At 45.4% G+C, this 18,978-nt stretch carries 17 protein-coding genes; 7 read left to right on the top strand and 10 right to left on the bottom strand.

The features are described from left to right. Window position 1 precedes the first annotated feature (1 nt). From AC2204_RS00760 to pnuC, 5 genes are all read right to left on the bottom strand, one after another. The gene (locus AC2204_RS00760; protein WP_318923395.1) at window positions 2–787 is read right to left on the bottom strand and encodes an ATP adenylyltransferase family protein; all 786 of its coding nucleotides are present in this window, start codon (window positions 785–787) and stop codon (window positions 2–4) included. A gap of 513 nt (window positions 788–1,300) precedes the next feature. Beyond that, on the bottom strand, window positions 1,301–2,479 hold the full coding sequence (locus AC2204_RS00765; RefSeq protein WP_318923397.1) for an amino acid permease: 1,179 nt from the start codon (window positions 2,477–2,479) through the stop codon (window positions 1,301–1,303). Between the two features lie 476 nt (window positions 2,480–2,955). Further along, window positions 2,956–3,636 (bottom strand): Crp/Fnr family transcriptional regulator, encoded by a 681-nt coding sequence (locus AC2204_RS00770; RefSeq protein ID WP_318923398.1) that lies wholly within the window; start codon window positions 3,634–3,636, stop codon window positions 2,956–2,958. Window positions 3,637–3,808: 172 nt separating this feature from the next. Next, window positions 3,809–4,540 carry a nucleoside phosphorylase gene (locus AC2204_RS00775; protein WP_318923399.1) on the bottom strand — a complete coding sequence of 244 codons (732 nt, stop codon included), beginning with the start codon at window positions 4,538–4,540 and terminating at the stop codon, window positions 3,809–3,811. Then, the gene (pnuC, locus tag AC2204_RS00780; protein WP_318923400.1) at window positions 4,537–5,286 is read right to left on the bottom strand and encodes a nicotinamide riboside transporter PnuC; all 750 of its coding nucleotides are present in this window, start codon (window positions 5,284–5,286) and stop codon (window positions 4,537–4,539) included. The genes AC2204_RS00775 and pnuC overlap by 4 nt, the downstream gene beginning before the upstream one ends. A 406-nt stretch (window positions 5,287–5,692) precedes the next feature. Between pnuC and AC2204_RS00785 the strand changes: the two genes are divergently transcribed. Beyond that, window positions 5,693–7,306 carry an NAD(P)/FAD-dependent oxidoreductase gene (locus tag AC2204_RS00785; protein WP_318923401.1) on the top strand — a complete coding sequence of 538 codons (1,614 nt, stop codon included), beginning with the start codon at window positions 5,693–5,695 and terminating at the stop codon, window positions 7,304–7,306. A 41-nt stretch (window positions 7,307–7,347) separates the two neighbouring features. Here AC2204_RS00785 and AC2204_RS00790 read toward each other — a convergent pair whose 3' ends face one another. From AC2204_RS00790 to AC2204_RS00810, 5 genes are all read right to left on the bottom strand, one after another. Beyond that, the gene (locus tag AC2204_RS00790) at window positions 7,348–8,400 is read right to left on the bottom strand and encodes an efflux RND transporter periplasmic adaptor subunit (RefSeq protein ID WP_318923403.1); all 1,053 of its coding nucleotides are present in this window, start codon (window positions 8,398–8,400) and stop codon (window positions 7,348–7,350) included. Beyond that, window positions 8,397–11,768, bottom strand: a complete 3,372-nt coding sequence (locus AC2204_RS00795; RefSeq protein WP_318923404.1) for an efflux RND transporter permease subunit — start codon at window positions 11,766–11,768, stop codon at window positions 8,397–8,399. Before AC2204_RS00795 ends, AC2204_RS00790 begins: the two co-directional genes overlap by 4 nt. Window positions 11,769–11,909: 141 nt before the next feature. Next, entirely contained in the window at window positions 11,910–12,371 is a 462-nt protein-coding gene (locus tag AC2204_RS00800; protein WP_318923406.1) for a YeeE/YedE family protein, read from the bottom strand. A 35-nt stretch (window positions 12,372–12,406) separates the two neighbouring features. Further along, window positions 12,407–12,823 (bottom strand): YeeE/YedE family protein, encoded by a 417-nt coding sequence (locus AC2204_RS00805; RefSeq protein WP_318923407.1) that lies wholly within the window; start codon window positions 12,821–12,823, stop codon window positions 12,407–12,409. Beyond that, on the bottom strand, window positions 12,820–13,143 hold the full coding sequence (locus tag AC2204_RS00810) for an ArsR/SmtB family transcription factor (RefSeq protein ID WP_318923409.1): 324 nt from the start codon (window positions 13,141–13,143) through the stop codon (window positions 12,820–12,822). The genes AC2204_RS00805 and AC2204_RS00810 overlap by 4 nt, the downstream gene beginning before the upstream one ends. A gap of 153 nt (window positions 13,144–13,296) precedes the next feature. Here AC2204_RS00810 and AC2204_RS00815 point away from each other — a divergent pair, with 153 nt between their 5' ends. The 6 genes from AC2204_RS00815 (at window position 13,297) to nrfD (ending at window position 18,959) form a co-directional block, all read left to right on the top strand. Continuing rightward, a complete protein-coding gene (locus AC2204_RS00815; protein ID WP_318923410.1) occupies window positions 13,297–13,482 on the top strand; it encodes a YgaP family membrane protein in 186 nt (61 codons plus the stop codon). A 43-nt stretch (window positions 13,483–13,525) separates the two neighbouring features. Continuing rightward, a complete protein-coding gene (locus tag AC2204_RS00820; protein ID WP_318923412.1) occupies window positions 13,526–15,229 on the top strand; it encodes an FAD-dependent oxidoreductase in 1,704 nt (567 codons plus the stop codon). A gap of 337 nt (window positions 15,230–15,566) precedes the next feature. Beyond that, window positions 15,567–16,613 carry an ethylbenzene dehydrogenase-related protein gene (locus AC2204_RS00825; RefSeq protein ID WP_318923414.1) on the top strand — a complete coding sequence of 349 codons (1,047 nt, stop codon included), beginning with the start codon at window positions 15,567–15,569 and terminating at the stop codon, window positions 16,611–16,613. 98 nt (window positions 16,614–16,711) lie between these two features. Continuing rightward, entirely contained in the window at window positions 16,712–17,299 is a 588-nt protein-coding gene (locus tag AC2204_RS00830; RefSeq protein WP_318923415.1) for a cytochrome c3 family protein, read from the top strand. Beyond that, window positions 17,299–17,976, top strand: coding sequence for a 4Fe-4S dicluster domain-containing protein (locus AC2204_RS00835; protein ID WP_318923417.1), 678 nt, complete (start codon window positions 17,299–17,301; stop codon window positions 17,974–17,976). The genes AC2204_RS00830 and AC2204_RS00835 overlap by 1 nt, the downstream gene beginning before the upstream one ends. Next, window positions 17,973–18,959, top strand: a complete 987-nt coding sequence (nrfD, locus tag AC2204_RS00840) for an NrfD/PsrC family molybdoenzyme membrane anchor subunit (protein WP_318923419.1) — start codon at window positions 17,973–17,975, stop codon at window positions 18,957–18,959. Before AC2204_RS00835 ends, nrfD begins: the two co-directional genes overlap by 4 nt. Window positions 18,960–18,978: the final 19 nt, after the last annotated feature.

Below are 18,978 nucleotides of genomic sequence, written 5' to 3' on the forward strand. Positions count from 1 at the left end.
TTCAGCCCTGACTGCACTCCCCCAGAAAACGCATAATGCCATATTGCTGTAGCCACGCTAGCTGTTCAGGCTGTTTTACCAGAAAGCGACCGCTGTAGTTTATACCGTTGGCAAACACGCCATGGATATTATTGGTTACCCGTGGCACTAACAGCATCCATTTTTTAGTCAGTATCAGATTATAGGGTTTGCATTCCTGGTCCACGTTCAGGCTCTGTATGTCTGATAAACCGAGTTCTTTCAAACCGGCGAGGTAACACAAATACAGGTGTTCACTGTTCAGTGAGTCAAAGCGGTATAAACGGTGCCTAAATGGAAGAGAGTCGCTGAGAATAGCACCTTCCAAAGGAATAGGTGTTTTCACCAACTGCATATGTCGATGTGTCTGACTTGCCCCCGCCAGGGTGCCACCATTATAAAATCCCAGTACTTGGTCATGATCAAATCCCATTATCCAGGCGACAAAATCCTGTAATTCCAGCGGGGCCGCTTGCGAAATAAATTCACGAGAACAGATAAGCAAATGCGGGTTCAGCACCGGATATTTATTGAGCAGGCAGACATGCCCCTTGCCGGCATCGGCAACATACATTTCTTCTTCATAGGGAAGAAAGGGATTGTCCTGTTTATTGGCTGAAGTAAACTTCTTGGCCGCATTGTTTGTAACGACATGGCCTAAAAACTCGATACCGTTTTCAACAATGGTTGTCGCCTCCGTTGCAATTGGCAGCAGGCTTCCATTTTCCAAAGCTCGCTCGACGACCTGTTCAGCTTTAGTCCAGAACATGATTTTTCCTTGTGGTGACATCTCCAACCTACTTTATCAATACGATAATGGATATACCTCCCCCCTGTCACTGGTTCCATCACCTAACTGACGTTTTCATTGATAGAATCATAGTAGAGAAATGTGGCTGTATTATTTACTTTACACTTTTGGTGCAATGTCCCGCGACTTAAACACCCTGTTTTGTGGCAGCCAATAATGAAAGTTTGTATGATTCGCTGCAAGTTAAGAGGTGCTGTTTTCCACCGAATTCCTGTTCGTACTCCAATGGAAAACGGTATCACTTAAAGGTAAGCCTTTATTTTTCGGTCATTTAAAGCTTTACCACTAATGGGGTGTACTTAGTTCGGTCAAACTGAGTGCCCCTGTTACTCCCATCTGTTTAACAATATCCCCACCCGTTCATGCGCGATTACCGTAGTGGAAATAGCAAAACAGGCGCTCACCTTTCGATAAACGCCTGCTATCAATTATAAGACTATTTTGCCTTACTTAAACATTGCTCACTGGGGACTAGATAAGCTGCGCTGCCAATAAAAAACAACCGAACATAAAACTCAGCCCTAAGGCAAACTGCCCACCTCCAGCCTGATAGCACTCTGCGACAGTATCCTGTTCAACAAGTGTCAGCCTTTCAGGGCTACGTACTTTAATCGTCATCGCCATTGGAACAAAAATAGCCAGGAACACTAAGATAAAACCGGCATAACCCAGCACTGACAAGAATTGATCAGCAGCCCATAATGCGCCAGCCAGCGGCAGAATGAAGGTCAGAACGTAAGTTACCACCCGATTTTGCTTAAATGTATCGGCATTTTGATCAAACAGCGCCATCGCCACACCCAAAAATGATGTTAATAGCGCCAACCCGGTAAAGCCCGACAAAATAACCTGAATGCTGGTAAAGCGTTCGCCTAATGCCGCGATCAGTTCAGAGACATTCGAGAATTTCACTAACTGCTCAGGCGTTAGGTTGCCCACAACAGCGTAAAGCCACAACAGGTAGCAGGCAAGCGGGATAACAGAGCCGGCAACAACCATATTACGCAGCTGTTTGTGTGTCGCATCACCGTTGTATGTCACAAGAGATGGGATCACGACCATAAAGCCAAAACTGGTAAACAATACTGAGCTGGTTTTAATCAGGTCGACTTTGCTATTATTGGTCGCTTCAAAAAGGTGGTCGAATGACATGCTCGGCATCAGCGACATCAGGGTAAGTGCAAGCACTACCACCATGGTCGCAAAGAGTACACGGTTCAGCTTATCAACAACGGCAGTACCTGCAGCCACGACTGCGCCAGCAATAAGTGTAAAGATGATCTGGCTTTGTAGCATGCTCAGTTCAAGGCCTAACCCTGCGGTCATTTTCTTAACCAAATCACCCGCACCGATGATGTAGGCCATGAGCAAGCAGACCAGTAGCGCATAAAGCAGTCCATTGGTCACCACCTGGCCGCCTTTGCCCAGGGTTTTTCTGGCGATGGTATTCATACCCAACCCGCCGCCTGACTTGATACTGACTTCAAGTAACAGCAAGGCCGCATAAGTCGTGCCGAGCCAGATCACCAGCATCAGCAATGTACCCCATAACAAGCCGAACTGCGCCAGCACCATAGGGATCGCGAGCATACCGGCACCCAGTGCCGTGCCTGCGACAATTAACGCACTGCCCATTAACTTCATATTCACAACGTTTACCTCTAAATTCTTTTGATTCTTTGTCTGGAGAGATCGTCGTTATCTGCATACGCAATATGCTTATTTAAACTGAGATCAATCAGCTTGATGCGATAAAACAGACAGACAATTACCCGAGACGGCGTAAAGCGCGACGATTAATAGCTAAACGTGCTAAAGCTTGAAAAAGTAAAGAAGCCAAAAAATTGGCTAGAGGCAGTAAAAGCAGAATTGAGATGAGCGTGTGATCTATTCTGTGTCGAAGTCTGCAGCGACGTTGGGGTCAGCAACGGCACGAGAGGATTATGGTTCATTTATCGTACTCCAAAAACGATGTTGTCCATGTTTCTTCAGATGACAATCCCTCTGTCACCTTTACTGTTCCGGTCTGAACAGTATATTCGGTCATTAGGGCAAAGTAATAAGTTACGTGTTAAAGCGCAAGCTTTATTTTTGCAAGCTTTAACGGTGATCTTTGAGAGAATACGCTATTCAAAATGGTCAATGAACGCTTTCAACCCTGCCGCATCGACTATTCGAACTTCTGCACCGTCTTTATCAACTAACCCTTTATCCACTAATTCTTTTACCGCCCGTCGATACACCCGGCTTGTGGTGCCAAAGCGCTCCGCCTCCATCCCAGCTTTATCAAAACGTCCTAATACTACATTTGTTTGAGAACGATGCCATAAGTCATAGGCTATATTGTAAGTAATAGGGTGCAATAAACGATTAGTATAGATATCAAGGGAATCCTGATAATCACTGGCTAACGCACAAGAAAAGAACAAGTTAAATTCAGGCCGTTCTGTTAGTAACTGTGTTAATGCATGTATACAGATGACCTCAACTTCCATGTCATCTTCGGCGATAACACTCCACTGACACACTGTCCCAGTAAAAAATTCCATCTCACCATAAATATGGTAATCGCAGTCAACCTCTCCTAACTGAAAACGTCGGCCATTCACCGCAGCGATATTCATTGATACTCGACCGACCGATACAAGGTATATATTCTCAACAGCTTGCCCCTGCCGCAGAATGTCTTCACCTTCCTGAAAATACTGACTATGACTTTGGCATTGATAAAAAGCTGCTCTAAATTCTTCATACAGATGACAAAGATGATTAGCAAAGCGTCCAGTATGATGAGGTTTTAATTGCATATTGATGGGCTGGCCAATTTATTATGGTTGCATAAGCGTAATGAATGCAGGGTAATGTGACAACAATTTATACATGGATCTTTGCTGGTCACACATTGGCTGACCAGCAAATCAGGTTCATAATAATTTCCCTCAGGATTCCTTGCTTACTCCACTGCTATGAACTACTGAACTAAATCTGTAATGACAAAGCATGCAACGCCGCTTTAATGCCCGCGCGCTCACCTTTCAGCATAACTTCATCAGCACTTATATACTGATTAACACCGTCTTTAACATCTTGTTGATAAAGTACAACGTTATTCAAAACGGCTGCGACCTGTAGGCCGCGAAGCTTACCGACAGTAAACAGTGCTGATGTTTCCATATCTGCGCCAAGTACACCTTTTTCGCTCCAGTACTGGCAGATCTTATCTTCATCATCAGTATAAAAACTATCGTGTGAGCGAACCATTCCAGAATGAGCCGGATAAGCTTGCTGCACGATTGAAGCCTCCAGGCCTGCGACCAAGCGATGGCTGGCATAAGCTGGAAACTGAGCATCGACATAAGCTTTAGAGCCACCTTCGTCACGAACGGCCGCTTCAGCTATAATCAGATCGCCTAACCCTATATCTGCTTGTAAAGCACCAGCAGAACCCACTCGTACAATGAACTTAGCACCGCAATTATTCAGCTCTTCTAAAGCAATAATGGCAGAAGGTGCACCAATGCCTGTACTGCAAACCGTAACCATTTGGTTGTGATAAAAGCCATTGATTACACGGTACTCACGGTTATCAGCAATAAGCTCTGCATTATCAAGAAATGCGGCAATGCGATTAACACGATCTGGCTCACCACAAACAATAACATGCTTTGCGATTTGCCCTGCCGTAGTATTTATATGCGGTTGCTTACTCATACAGCGCTCACTTTGTCTTCTTTCATTCCATTCGTTTTTCTTTGATTTTTCTTTGCCTGGTTCATCCAGTGACGAGTACCATTGGCTGCAATGAAGAGCAAAATAGCGTATTCGATTGACAGGGCGTACACACCTTGAGCGGCATAAATACAAACACTGATAACGTTAATCACAACCCATAAGATCCAGTTTTCAACATACTTCCTGGTCATCAAAATTTGAGCAACAACCGACAGTATCGTCATTACTGAGTCCCAGAATGGGAAAGCATCAGGAGATAACTCCGGACGAGAAATATCGGCACCCAATAGATTCATAATATCAACAGTGACATTTGCCAACGCAAAGAAAATAGGATCAATATAGACAGTCATTACAGCAATTGCCAATACAGTGACAGCGGCGGTAAATGCCATTTTTTGCTTGCTTAACCAACGAATTTCGAGCATATCTCCGGTTTCAGAAGTTGGTCTCGTCCACGCGTACCACCCATAGACATTGGCACAGAAGAAAAACAGCTGTAACAGTAAAATCCCATAAAGCTGGATCTGATAAAAAATAATGGCAAAAAGAACGACATTAATCAGGCCAAACAAGTAATTTATGGTTTTCTCTTGGCTGGCATTCCAGATACAGAGTAGCCCAAAGATTGTCCCTATCGCTTCAATCCACGACATGGCGTAACCGCCACCAATGGGGATATTTACTAAAGTATTGTTGATATCAAACCAGGTCAATATGTCCATTTTCGTTCCTTTTTGAACTTATTCATAATGGTGCTATTGTAATGAATTGACCGATTTAGTAATGAGGACTTTTGTCCTGTCAGGGTTGGCCTGGTTCATAGTTTGACAACATAAAGAGCATTAATTTTGATAAAAAAATCATTTTTGCTGTTCACCCGCGGTATCTATATTCAGTTACCATAGGGTATTGAATAAATAGCAACTAACACCCACGATAGGTTCATTCTCCACGTTCATTCTTGTCTTCGCCTCAACATCGGCTTTTAAACCCGTTTTTTATGAATGAAATACCAAGCTCTTTAGCATGTTGTATGGATGCCTTGCCAATTTCAATTTGGATCTAAATCACGTAAACTGCGCGCCTAGATTATGAACCATAACCATATCCTGTTAGGTGAAACACACAATGATACGTCTGAACGAAGTTAAGTTGCCGTTAGATCATGATGAAGATGCATTGCGCAATTTTGTTTTAAATAAACTGTCGATTACGGCAGAGCAGCTTGTCGACATTCATATATTTAAACGTGGTTATGATGCTCGTAAACGTAATGTGATCACCTTAATTTACACCCTGGATGTAACCCTGACCGATGTGGATGAAGATGCACTCTTAAGTCACTTTGAGCGTGATCAGCAAGTTAAGCCGTCGCCAGATACAACGTATAAGTATGTGGCACAAGCACCTGCTGATTTGCAGGAGCGTCCAATCGTCATTGGTATGGGTCCGTGTGGTCTGTTTACTGGCTTGATTCTTGCGCAAATGGGTTTCAAACCCATTATTTTAGAGCGCGGAAAATCGGTACATGAACGCTCAAAAGATACCTTCCGTTTTTGGCGCAAAGGTGAACTGAATACTGAGTCAAACGTACAGTTTGGTGAAGGTGGTGCGGGGACATTCTCTGACGGTAAACTATACAGCCAAGTGAAAGATCCAAATTTCCTGGGCCTAAAAGTAAAGCAAGAGTTCGTGGCTGCTGGTGCACCGGCTGAAATTATCTATGTGAGCAAACCACACATCGGTACGTTCAAGCTGGTGACTATGGTTGAGCGCATGCGCAGTAAAATCCTGGAGCTTGGCGGTGAAATTCGTTTTGAAACACGCGTTGATGAAATCAATATCGAAGATAACCAGGTCACAGGTGTAACGCTTAGCAGTGGCGATGTCATTGATTCCAAGCATGTAACGTTAGCAATTGGCCACAGTGCCCGCGATACTGTACAGATGTTGCATGATAAAGGCGTGTATCTCGAAGCACAGTCTTTTTCTGTCGGCTTCCGTATTGAGCATAAACAAGAACTGATTGACCAAGCGCGTTTCGGCACGAATGCAGGCCACCCGATTTTAGGCGCAGCCGACTACAAACTGGTACACCATTGTAAGAATGGTCGTTCAGTATACAGTTTCTGTATGTGTCCTGGCGGTGTAGTCGTTGCCGCGACCTCTGAAACCGAAGCCGTTGTCACTAACGGCATGAGCCAATATTCGCGTAGTGAGCGCAATGCCAATAGTGCGATTGTGGTTGGGATTGCACCCAGTGATTTTAATAATGATCCGCTGCAAGGTATCGCATTACAGCGTAAGTTAGAGCGTAATGCTTATATCTTAGGTGGCAGCACTTACCAAGCACCTGCGCAACGTGTTGGTGATTTCTTATCGGGTGCAGAAGCTAAGCCGTATGGTGACGTTGAGCCGTCATACAAGCCAGAAGTAACAATGACTGACTTAAGTACCAGCTTGCCTGATTTTGCCATTGAAGCAATACGCGAAGCTTTGCCTGCATTCAATAAGAAAATCCGTGGATTTGCCCAAGCTGACGCAATGCTGACAGGGGTAGAAACTCGCACCTCTTCACCAGTGCAAATAAAACGTGGCAAAGATTTTCAGAGTATCAGCACTAAAGGCCTCTACCCTGGTGGTGAAGGTGCTGGTTATGCCGGTGGTATTTTATCTGCCGGCATTGATGGTATTAAAGTCGCCGAAGCGGTGGCGCTGGATATGCTTAAGGCGAATTCATAATACTCAACACTTTGATATAACTCCGCGAAATAAGGCAGAGCCTATCCCGGCTCTGCCAATAGCACAGTACCAGCTGTCACCCCCTTACGGACAATCAGCTGCTGATCATTGTATGATCGGGTTTCAATAAGACGCGGTACCACGCGATCGCCATCGACGACTTTGACATACTCGAGCTGACCAATGCGATAAGTGCTCGCCTGCGGGATGATCAGCGCCTGATGCTCACCTGTTTTGATCTTCACCCTGGCAAACAATCCGGGATAAAGTGGCTGATCTTGGTTTTCGAGTGCCAGTTTTACCACTACACTGCGCGATCCGGCATCTGATGCCGGGGTAATTTCACTAATGATACCGGCGAGCAAAATATTTTGCTCCGGTAAACTTACCGGCCACTGCTGACCCAGCTTCAGTAAGTAACGCTTGCTGGCTGCAATATCGCTTTCCATCATCAGCGTCAGCGGATTATATAAACTCAGCATTGCCACGCCGGGCGAGGCAATATCCCCTTTATTGACCAGCTTCTGAGTGATCACACCATCAAAGGGGGCTGCAATAATGCTGTAGCCATAGGTTGTCTGTGCCTCTTCTAATGACGCTTGGGTTTTCCTGAAATTGGCTTGTGCCGATTGCAAAGCACTTAATGCATCATCCAGTTTCGATTGTGCGACTAACTTTTTCGCGATCAGTGTTTTTGTTCGTATGTAATCTTTGCGGGCCACATTCAGCTGTGCCTGCATGCTGGCCAGGGCTTGCTCGGTCTGGCGAACACGCGCATCAAGATCCAGATTATCGAGGCGGATCAGAACATCGCCCGCTTTGACCTCATCACCCACATCGACCAAAACCTCGGCAACCTGAGCGGTCAAACGTGCCGACAAGGTTGCCCGCTGATCGGCAACAATAGTGCCGGTATAAGATTGCCAGACAGGAAGAGTCTTGCTCATCACGGTCACCGTGGCTCTGTCGGCCAGCGGCTCGCCCGGTAAATCCTGATTTGTTGTACCCAATTTTGCCACAAAGCCACCGGACATCGCGAAAAACAGAATCGCTAGGCCGATAAACGCGGCTATCGTTAACACCGGCTTTTTCATGATTGCAGCTCCTTTTGTTGTTCAGCTCGGATGTCTTGCTGTGGCAGACCGTGCCCCGGTCGATTGGCATAAGCCAAATGATAAACCACGGGGATCACCAATAACGTAAATAACGTCGATGCCGTAATACCAAAAATGATGGCCCAGGCCAGACCGTTAAAGATCGGGTCGAGGGTAATAACAACGTTCCCGAGCAATGTTGTTCCTGCCGTAAGCAGGATCGGCCGCATTCTGACGGCTCCGGCCTTTAACAACGCCTGTTTTAATCGCTCGCCTTCCTGCAAGGATTGATGAATAAACTGGATCAAGACCAGCGAGTTACGCACGACAATCCCCGCCAGGGCGATCATCCCGATCATTGCTGTTGCCGTGAACAGCGCCGGATTAGGAATACCGTTGATCTCTGTGGTGCCCAGCATATTCAGTAACCAGAACCCCGGCATAATGCCGATAACGGTTAATGGAATCGCCAGCATAATGATGCCGGATACCGCGGGTAACCCCGTCTGCAGTACCATCACGATGAAGACACCCAACAAGGCCGCGCCATAAGCAATACCCAGATCGCGGAAAACATCCAGGGTGATTTTCCACTCCCCTTCGCCATTCCATTTCACTGAGACATCTGAGGGTAACGTCCAGTTATCTCCACCGCCATTATTGAGATACGTACGCGCACTTAACGGATTAATTTCTCCGCCCCCGGGCGGATTTGGGTCGGTATTGGTCAGATCGACGGCCACATCAGCAACAACTTCCGCTGGTACCCGTCCGAGAGCTTCGGCATATACATACACAACCGGCTGTAAGTTTTTACGATAAATCGGCTGCGGTGCTGGACTCTTTGCAAAATATCCCAACTCAGATAACTGGACAATTGGTTGCCCGGCATCGACCAGACGCCCTTGCTCGATCCGCTTGGTAATACCGGCCATACCTCGCACATACAGGTTTTCCAATTCACTGAGATTGTCACGCTTGTTACGTGGTAACCGAATTTCGATCGGTAGCGGATTAATCTCATGGGGGTGCTGAAGATAACTGACAACGCGCCCTTGATTTGCTGCCGCAAGCGTCAGATTAATATCCTGTACAGAAACACCGGACAGGGCCGCTTTTTCCTGATCAATAATAAATTGCCAACTTGCCAGATCTCCCTGAATGGAAGTATCGACCTCCGAAACAAACGGCTCACGTTTCAGCCGTGCTGCGACCTTTTGTCCGGCGGCTTGTAATTCAGCGTAAGACGTTTGAGGCTGGCCATAAACCTCGGCGACAAGTGTTGCTATCACCGGCGGGCCGGGAGGTGTCTCCACCAGCTGAATATCAGCCCGATGCCTGATCGCTATGGCTTCCAAATCATGGCGTAAACGAGTGACGATTTCATGTGATTGCTGCCGCCGTTGATTTTTTTCAGCCAGCACAATACGAAGCTCGCCCTGGCTGGACTGATTGCGCATAAAGTAATGGCGCACCATGCCATTGAAATCCATCGGCGATGCAATCCCTGCAAAACCAGAAACAGAAACCACCTCAGGCACACTTTGCAGATAATCAGAAAAATCAGTCAGGGCATTGGAAGTTTGATCTACACTACTTTGCTCCGGCATATTCAATACCAGCTGAAACTCATTTTTATTGTCATAAGGCAACAATTTCAGCGGCACGACTCGCAGTGCCGGAAGCATTGCGGCGGCAACGAAGGCAAGCGCAACGCCACCCAGAAAAATGACACTGTTACGCTTACGGCTTAGCAGCGGCGTGAGTATTTTTTCATACAGCCGGTATAACAGTGTGTTTTCTACCTGATACTGCCCGCTCTGCTGCGCGCCCTTGAGGATCTTTTTGGCCAGCCAGGGGGTAATTAAAAAGGCCACAACGGTGCTGAATACCACACTCACGGGAACATTAAAGGCCAGCGGTGCCATATACGGGCCCATCATTCCCGTAATGAAAAACATCGGGGTAAAGACTATCACTATCGCGACCGTCGACATCAGCAATGCACTGCGAATTTCAGCCATCGCCAGCACAATGGCATCCGTTTTACTCAGCCCTTTGCGTTTCAGAAAACGTTCAATATTATCGATACTGGCAATCGGATCATCGACAATCAAACCTAACGCCAGGATCAGGGCAAACAGCGTGACCCGGTTGATGGTGTAACCAAAAGCCAAATCCATCGCCAGCGCAGCGCCGTAGCTGATAGGAATTGCGATTCCCACCACCAGTGCAGAACGCCAGTTTAAAAAGACCCCGACAAACACCACCACCGTCAGGATCGAAATACCTAAACTGGAAACCAGGTTGCCGACTTTTTCGTTCGCGGTATCACCGTAGTTGCGAATAACGGACAGTTTGACATGATCCGGAAATTGCGTACTGGCCATGTTTTCAAGTTCGGCCGTCACATCGTCCGCAACCCATACTGCATTGCTGCCTTTTTGCTTCGCGACCGCAATGAATACTGCGGGGTAAGGTTCCGGCGCTTGCTGGCCGAATTGGTTTGCAGCCGGTCCCCAGCTAAACCAGGTCTGGTTGTCGGCTTCATCCGCGCCATCCGTCACTTTTGCAATATCTCGCAAATAAACCGGCATGCCATTGACCACATTGACAACCGCATTAACAACATCTTGGCTATCAAGGAAAAACTGGCCACTTTCAAGCTGATAGACTTGCCCTTGCTGATGAATATTGCCCATCTGCTGATGCTGATTGGTCAATGCAAATGCTTGTTTTATATCATCAACCGTTGTCATTCGGCTCGCCATTGCGGTCGAATCTAAGGCTATCTGAATCGTACGCGGCTGACCGCCAATCACAGACACTTTGTTAGTGTTATCTAACGCCTGCACTTGATTGACAGCCTGCTCGGCAATGCGTCGTAGTTCAGCATTACCGGTCAGTTCTGGTTTGGTACTGTAAAGGGCGGTAACAACAATGGGAACGTCATCAATTTCCACCGGTTTGATAGCCCAGTGACTCACTGCCGACGGCACCAGATCCTGATTGGAATAGATCTTGTTGTACAACTTCACCAAGGCTTCTTCGCGATTCTCTCCGACATAAAAACGTACAATCACCTGCGCAGCCCCTTTAAGCGAGACCGAGTAGACATCTTCAACGCCATCTATCTGAATCAATAACTTCTCAAGTGGCTGAGTGATCTGGTTTTCAACTTGCGAAGGTGACAGCCCGGGAGCCTGAATCAGTACATCGGCCATCGGCACGTTGATCTGCGGATCTTCTTCACGAGGCGTCAGAAACAGGGCAGCCGTACCCGCGATAAGTGCCAGTAAAATCAGAATAGGCGGGAAGAAACTGTTAAGAAAGGTACGGATCAGGCTTTTATTGACGTTCACTGTCATGACGATTCCTTATTCTAATAGTCTTTTATTAGCCGGTATCTCTTAAACATGTTGTGCTTAATATTAACTCTCGTTTTTTGAATCTTGCTCTGACTACGAACGTCCTGCTCGCAGTCAGAATAAAAGCCGTTTTTCGCCAGATTAATTCCCGATGGTTTCATTTGCCAACGTTTCATGCGCATCAGGCTTCACATTGGTCAGCTTACATCCCAGCCAGATACCAATCAACATACTTATCGTGAATAAGACGATGGTGTAATCACCTCCCGATAGCGACGTCACCGCCGGACCGGGACAAATACCGGCAATGCCCCAACCTAAGCCAAATAACACTGCTCCGGTGATCAGTTTGTTATCTATCTGATTATTTTTACTCAGGTGAAAGTCAGTTTCACAAACCGGTTTATCCAGTTTTCTGATCACCAGAAAATAGAACGGCATAAACACTAATAGCGCACCGCCCATCACAAAAGCCAGGCTGGGATCCCAGCTTCCTGCAACATCCAGGAAACCAATCACTTTATTTGGATCAACCATTCCTGAAATCATCATGCCCAGGCCAAACAGTAAGCCTGCAATTAAAGATACAAATCGCGAAAACATTGTTACCTCTTATACCAATGAACTAAATACCGCAATTACACATGGAGACGAATAAAAACAGTCGCTACCGCCGTCGCCATAAAAATACACGTCGCTACAATCGAGCGCTTAGACAGACGCCCCATGCCGCAAATACCATGCCCACTGGTACAACCGTTACCTAGCTTAGTACCCACACCAACCAGAAGACCGGCCACAATTACCCATAACGTTGAAGTCACAGGTAACGATTCAGGCAATGTAAACCCCAGCCAGGGTGCAATCAGGCCGGCAACCAACATTCCGCTCACAAAGAGCAAACGCCACGAAAACTCACTTTTAGTTGATTTTAACAACCCAGCCAAAATACCGCTGATACCAGCAATGCGCCCGTTGACCACCAATAATAGCGATGCAGACAGGCCCAACAACATCCCCCCAGCCAGTGCTAACCACGGGATTTCAAACATCATTTATTTTTCTCCAGATTGTGTTTATGAACACCGCAAATATCCTGCAGTGTCTCAAGTAACAGCCGTGCTTTTTGATCTGCCAGTGAATAAAACATCTTTTGTGATTCCTTACGGAAAGTCACCAGCTGATGGGCTTTCAGGATAGCTAAGTGCTGAGAAAGCGCTGATTGTCCAAGATTCGAATTTTGCTGCAACTCCGTCAGCGCCACTTCACCTTGGGTTAGCTGACACAACACCATTAACCGCTCAGGATGGGCGAGTAATTTCAACCATTCGGTCACTTCATCAGCATGGCAACGCATTTTATTCACATCAATCATGTCTGCCTCTACGGTGTTTCATAGAAAGAACTAAATTAGAGATTACTAAATAATAGGATTAAGTCAAGCCTAAATTAGCTAAAAATAAATTAGACTCAGCTAAAGTATAGGGTTATAGTTTTTATTAATTACAGCGACTGAAGGAGACACGTTATGTCACTAGAGAACGCCGTCCGGGTTTTTGCCGGGATCATGATCTTTATTTCCGTTGCATTGACACTATGGGTGCACCCGTATTTTTACTGGTTTACTTTGTTTATCGGAGCCAATCTGATCCAGAGTGCATTTACTGGTATTTGTCCTGCAGCCACTCTATTAAGTAAATTTGGCTTTAAGTAAACGACTTATCGTCAGCTACAACAAAATCATAAAGGAACAATACATGACCAAGATCCTGATTGTCGGCGGTGTTGCCGGTGGGGCTTCTGCTGCGGCTCGTGCTCGTCGATTGAGCGAAGAAGCTGAAATCATCATGTTTGAACGTGGCGAGTTCGTATCGTTCGCTAACTGTGGATTACCTTATCATATTGGTGGCGACATTCAGAATCGCAATAAGCTACTCCTGCAAACGCCAGATAGCTTCCTGGCTCGCTTTAACGTTGATGTTCGTGTGATGAACGAAGTGATCAGTATTAACCGCTCTGAAAAAACGGTTACGGTTCGCAACACGCTAGACAACAGCGAATATGTCGAAGCTTACGACTTTCTGCTGCTAAGTCCTGGGGCGGCACCTATCGTTCCGCCAATTCCGGGGATTGATAATCCGCTGACCCACTCTCTGCGTAACATTCCAGATATGGATAAGATCATCAAGACGCTCGAGATGAACAAGCCCGAACACGCAACGGTTGTTGGTGGTGGTTTTATCGGGCTGGAAATGATGGAAGCCTTCCACCAGTTAGGGATCAAAACAACGCTGGTTGAAATGGCCGATCAGGTAATGACGCCTGTTGACAAAGAGATGGCAGGTTTTGCACATGCCGAAATACGTGAAAAAGGTATCGATCTCCGTCTTGGTGTCGCACTCGAATCCATTGAATATATACCGACGATATCGGTTGCCAGCAAAGATTCAGGGGAATCGACCGAACACCAGCACCTGGAAGGCGAGCTTAAGCTAACCCTGAATAACGGCGAATCCCTGATCACGGACATTTTGATTATGGCTATCGGCGTTCGCCCGGAAACGACACTGGCTCGTGAAGCAGGCTTACAGATTGGTAACCTTGGCGGCATCTATACCAACGCAAGTATGCAAACCAGTGATTCTTCTATTTACGCGGTAGGTGATGCCGTAGAAGAAGCCGATTTCGTTACTGGCAACCCTACTCTAGTCCCACTAGCAGGGCCAGCAAACCGCCAAGGCCGCATGGCTGCCGATAACATGCTGGGACGCGGCGAAACATATCAAGGTACGCAAGGCACCGCGATTTGTAAGATCTTCGATTTAGCGGTTGCATCGACCGGTAAAAATGAAAAATCGCTTAAGCGTGAAGGCATCAACTTTGAGAAGGTTTATGTCCATACCGCGAGCCACGCGAGCTACTACCCTGGCGCTGAAATCGTATCGTTCAAAATGCTGTTCGATCCAGAAACAGGGAAAATCCTTGGTGCTCAGGCGGTCGGTAAAGATGGCGTTGATAAGCGTATTGATATCATGGCCGTTGCCCAACGTGCAGGTATGACCGTTGAGCAACTTCAACACCTTGAACTGACTTACGCGCCACCTTATGGCAGTGCTAAAGATGTGATCAACCAGGCTGCATTTGTCGCTAGCAACATTATAAAAGGCGATGCAACCCCGATCCACTTTGATGAGATTGATGAATTATCTGATAACCAATTGCTATTAGATGTACGCAATCCTGCTGAACTTGAAAACGTCGGTTACATCAAAGGTTCAATTAACATTCCGGTCGATAGCCTGCGTCACCGTATGCATGAGTTACCGAAAGACAAAGAGATCATTGTCATTTGCCAGGTGGGATTACGGGGGCACGTAGCTTATCGCCAACTCGTTAACAATGGCTTTAAAGCGCGCAACTTAATTGGTGGTTATCGTACGTACAAGTTTGCTCAAGCATAACAGCTAACACCTCGTAATGTTGACATGTGACGACTGAAGAAGCCTTGATTATAAGATTCTTCAGTTTTCACACTAAAGATCTGATAATAGCTTATTCTCTGTCGCTACAGGATCCCCTGGCCATATCAAATAACGCCCTCTTTCATATTATGATAATAATATTTATCAATCTTGTGTATTCACTATAACTCCACCTAACCTTTTTTAACTACAAGATCACAAACCGCCCCAAGCAATCAACCTAATTTTTACTTTTTTGACATTGGTCAAACGAAAAGTTCCTTCATTTCCTATTATGATTATGAAAATAATATTAATGAGCCATCAGGAGCTTAATATGAGACCTTCTATTATTGCCATGAGTACTGCAATTGCTTTATCAGCAGTTCCCATAAGTTTTGCTCATGCAAAAAACACTACACTAGAAAGCACTAAGACAACGTCAGAAATTACTATTGATGGCCAAATAGACACTGTTTGGAACGATGCTAAATCAACTGAAATTAAGTTAAATAAACTGCCCTACAAGCCAAGTAACGGTTATGAAGGTATCAAAAAAACAACCGTGGAAATAAAGTCACTCTATGATGATGAATTTGTTTATTTCTTAATACAATATGATGATCCAACTAAAAGTATTGACCGCTTCCCTTGGATCAAGCAGGACGACGGTAGCTGGAAGCAAATGGTCAATAAAGACAGTACTGGCCATGATAATACCTATTACGAAGATAAATTCGCTGTATTTTGGGATATCAACACAGACGATTTTGCAGAAAAAGGCTGTAACTCAGCGTGTCACCGTTCTAAAGACGGTAAAATTGCCGGAAGAGAAGACAAAAATCCGGCTCGTAAATTTACCAATGAAGGCCAATACATTGATATGTGGCACTGGAAAGGCGTCCGTACCGGTGCACATAATCAGTTGGATGACCAATACATAGACAGCAATACCGATCCTAAAGCGAACAAAGGATGGGGGCGTAAAGGGGATGATAAGACCGGTGGCGGTTATGTCAATAATATTAAAGATGGTCAACCTGCATTCGTTGCACCAGAATTAACAGCGGATACGCTTCTTATTCACGAAGCCGAAAAACAACCATTTACTGCCGACTACAATGCGTCAGACCGTATTCCGGGCTTAACCGGCGCGCCATTCACGGGCTCTCGTGGTGATATAGACGTTGGTGCAGTATGGAAAGATGGCGTTTGGACGTTGGAAATGAAACGTAAGCTTGTTACGACTGGTAGTAATGCGGACACTCAAGATGTTCAGTTTAACGATATGAGTAAAGCTTATCCATTTGGTGTCGCGGTATTTGACAACTCTCAAATCAACCACATCTTCCATCGTGGAGTAATAAATTTAGAATTCAAATAGCTTGAGCACAATTTGAAACGTTAATATTTAGGCCAACGCTATGTTGGCCTGATTAACACTTGCTAAATGACAGAATAAAGATAAGAACGAGAATTACTATGGCTAAATTACTCCGTTTTTCCAATTTCATTATTTTATGCCTATTCGTTCTCTGTTTATCTTCTGTTTCTTACGCGCAAGAAAACATAATGAGTAACAAGTCTATAAATCACGAAGAAACCGATCAAATATTCAGCTCACAGATCAACAATGACGACGAAATGGCTCTGCTGCTCAAAGAAAATAAGCGTTGTATTCGCTGTCATAAAAAACAACGTTTACTGAAAGACATTGAACCAATTAAAAGTGTCGGTGCCCACACAAGTCGAAAATTTTATAACAACTGCACGGCTTGCCACGGAAACAAGGGGGCGCATCCAAAAGATAACGCCAGCATTATTAGCTTCGCGGAGCATTCGAATATAAGCGCCCTATCCCAGAACGAGCAATGCCTCGCTTGTCACTTACCAAAAGATCTCCGACAAGCGGAATGGACGCATGATGTGCACTATAAACAGATCAACTGCGCGTCTTGTCATAGTCTCCACACTGATGAAGACCCAATAATAGCCATTGAGAAAAAAATCAGAATACAACTGTGCGTTGATTGTCACGCAGAAGGCCAAGCACTAGAAGGAGATCAATAATGGATCACTCTAGACGCAAACTGATGTTCGGCTTAGGTGCTGGCGCGATGATTGCAACAACAGGCGTTGCAGGCACCACTGTTATTCAAACAATTGAAATTAATGGCAAACGATATGCCATGATTCACGATGAATCACTCTGTATTGGCTGTGAAGCTTGCGTTACTGCCTGTAAAGAAACAAATAATGTGCCTGATGACGTGGCTCGACTGGAAATTATTAGAAGTGGCCCTGTCGGTGACTTTCCCGATATTCGTTATCGCTTCTTTAGAAAATCTTGTCAGCATTGCGAAAACCCGCCTTGTGTCAACGTCTGCCCGACCGGCGCTTCATATATTGATAAGAAAACAGGAATTGTCGACGTCAATCCAGATCGCTGTGTCGGCTGTCAATACTGTATTGCGGCTTGTCCTTATAAAGTTCGCTATATTAACCCTGTAACAAAATCTGCAGATAAGTGCGACTTCTGCAGAAAATCAAAACTGGCAAATGGTGAACTTCCGAGTTGCGTTCAGGTTTGCCCACAACAAGCGCTCATTTTTGGTGATCTCAATGATCCGCAAAGTGACATTAACATCGCGCTGAAAAATAAAGCCGTCTACCGCTACAAAAAGTATTTAGGGACCAAGCCTAAAATGTTCCGTGTTCCAGATAAATTCAACGAGGTCCAGTCATGATGGAATCATTGAATAACGCCTTCCACTTCGACACGCTAGTATGGCACTGGCCTATCGCAATCTACCTCTTTGTTCTTGGGGTTTCATCGGGTGCGATGTGCTTGGGGTTAACTATCAAACATTTTGAACCGGATAAATCAGCACTTTCAAAAAACCCTTTGGTAATCAGTGCGGTTATTTTAGCTGCATCAATGGTGATCTTAGGTTTGCTCATTTTGATTGTCGACTTAAGCAAGCCGCTCGATTTTTGGAAAGTCATTGTTTATCAATTCTCTAATCCACATTCGGTCATGGGGCGCGGGGTTACGCTCTTTATACTCTACCAAATGGCCGTGTTTGCGTGGATCATGGTGATCTTTAAAGCGGAAATTCTTCGCTTTATCAGTAAGTTTTTCCCTCGTATCGCCAGCAACAAGGCGGTGCTCTCAATATTTGTTCAACTAGAGAAACAAGACAAATACCTTGATATTGCATTAGTCATCTTATCAATACTGTTGGGCGTCTATACCGGTTTCCTGCTTTCTGCACTGGTTTCTTACCCTATGTTAAATCAGCCAATACTGCCTTTACTGTTCTTGGCATCAGGTATTTCATCCGGTATTGCGGCATCTGTTGTGATGGCTTATACCCTCTTTTCTGCCAATACAGAAACATTTGGTATCGCCTTGATCCATCGTATTGAGAAGCCCGTGGTGATTGCAGAAGTCGTCTTATTAATAATGTTGATCATTGGGATGAGCTTCGGGGTGCAAGCTGAACAAGACGCCATAAATCTTGCGGTATTTGGCAGTTTCTGGGCATATGTTTTTTGGATAGGCGTTATTGGTATCGGTATCGTATTACCACTATCACTCAACGTTATATGCTCTGATAATATCCAACAGACAAAAGCATTCATGGTGATCTTACCGCTATTTACGCTTATGGGTGTTATGTCGCTTCGGATGTTTATCTTATACGCTGGACAGATGGTGGTCGCTTAACCGCCCAATGAATTAAAAT

It is taken from the genome of Photobacterium sp., assembly GCF_057456235.1.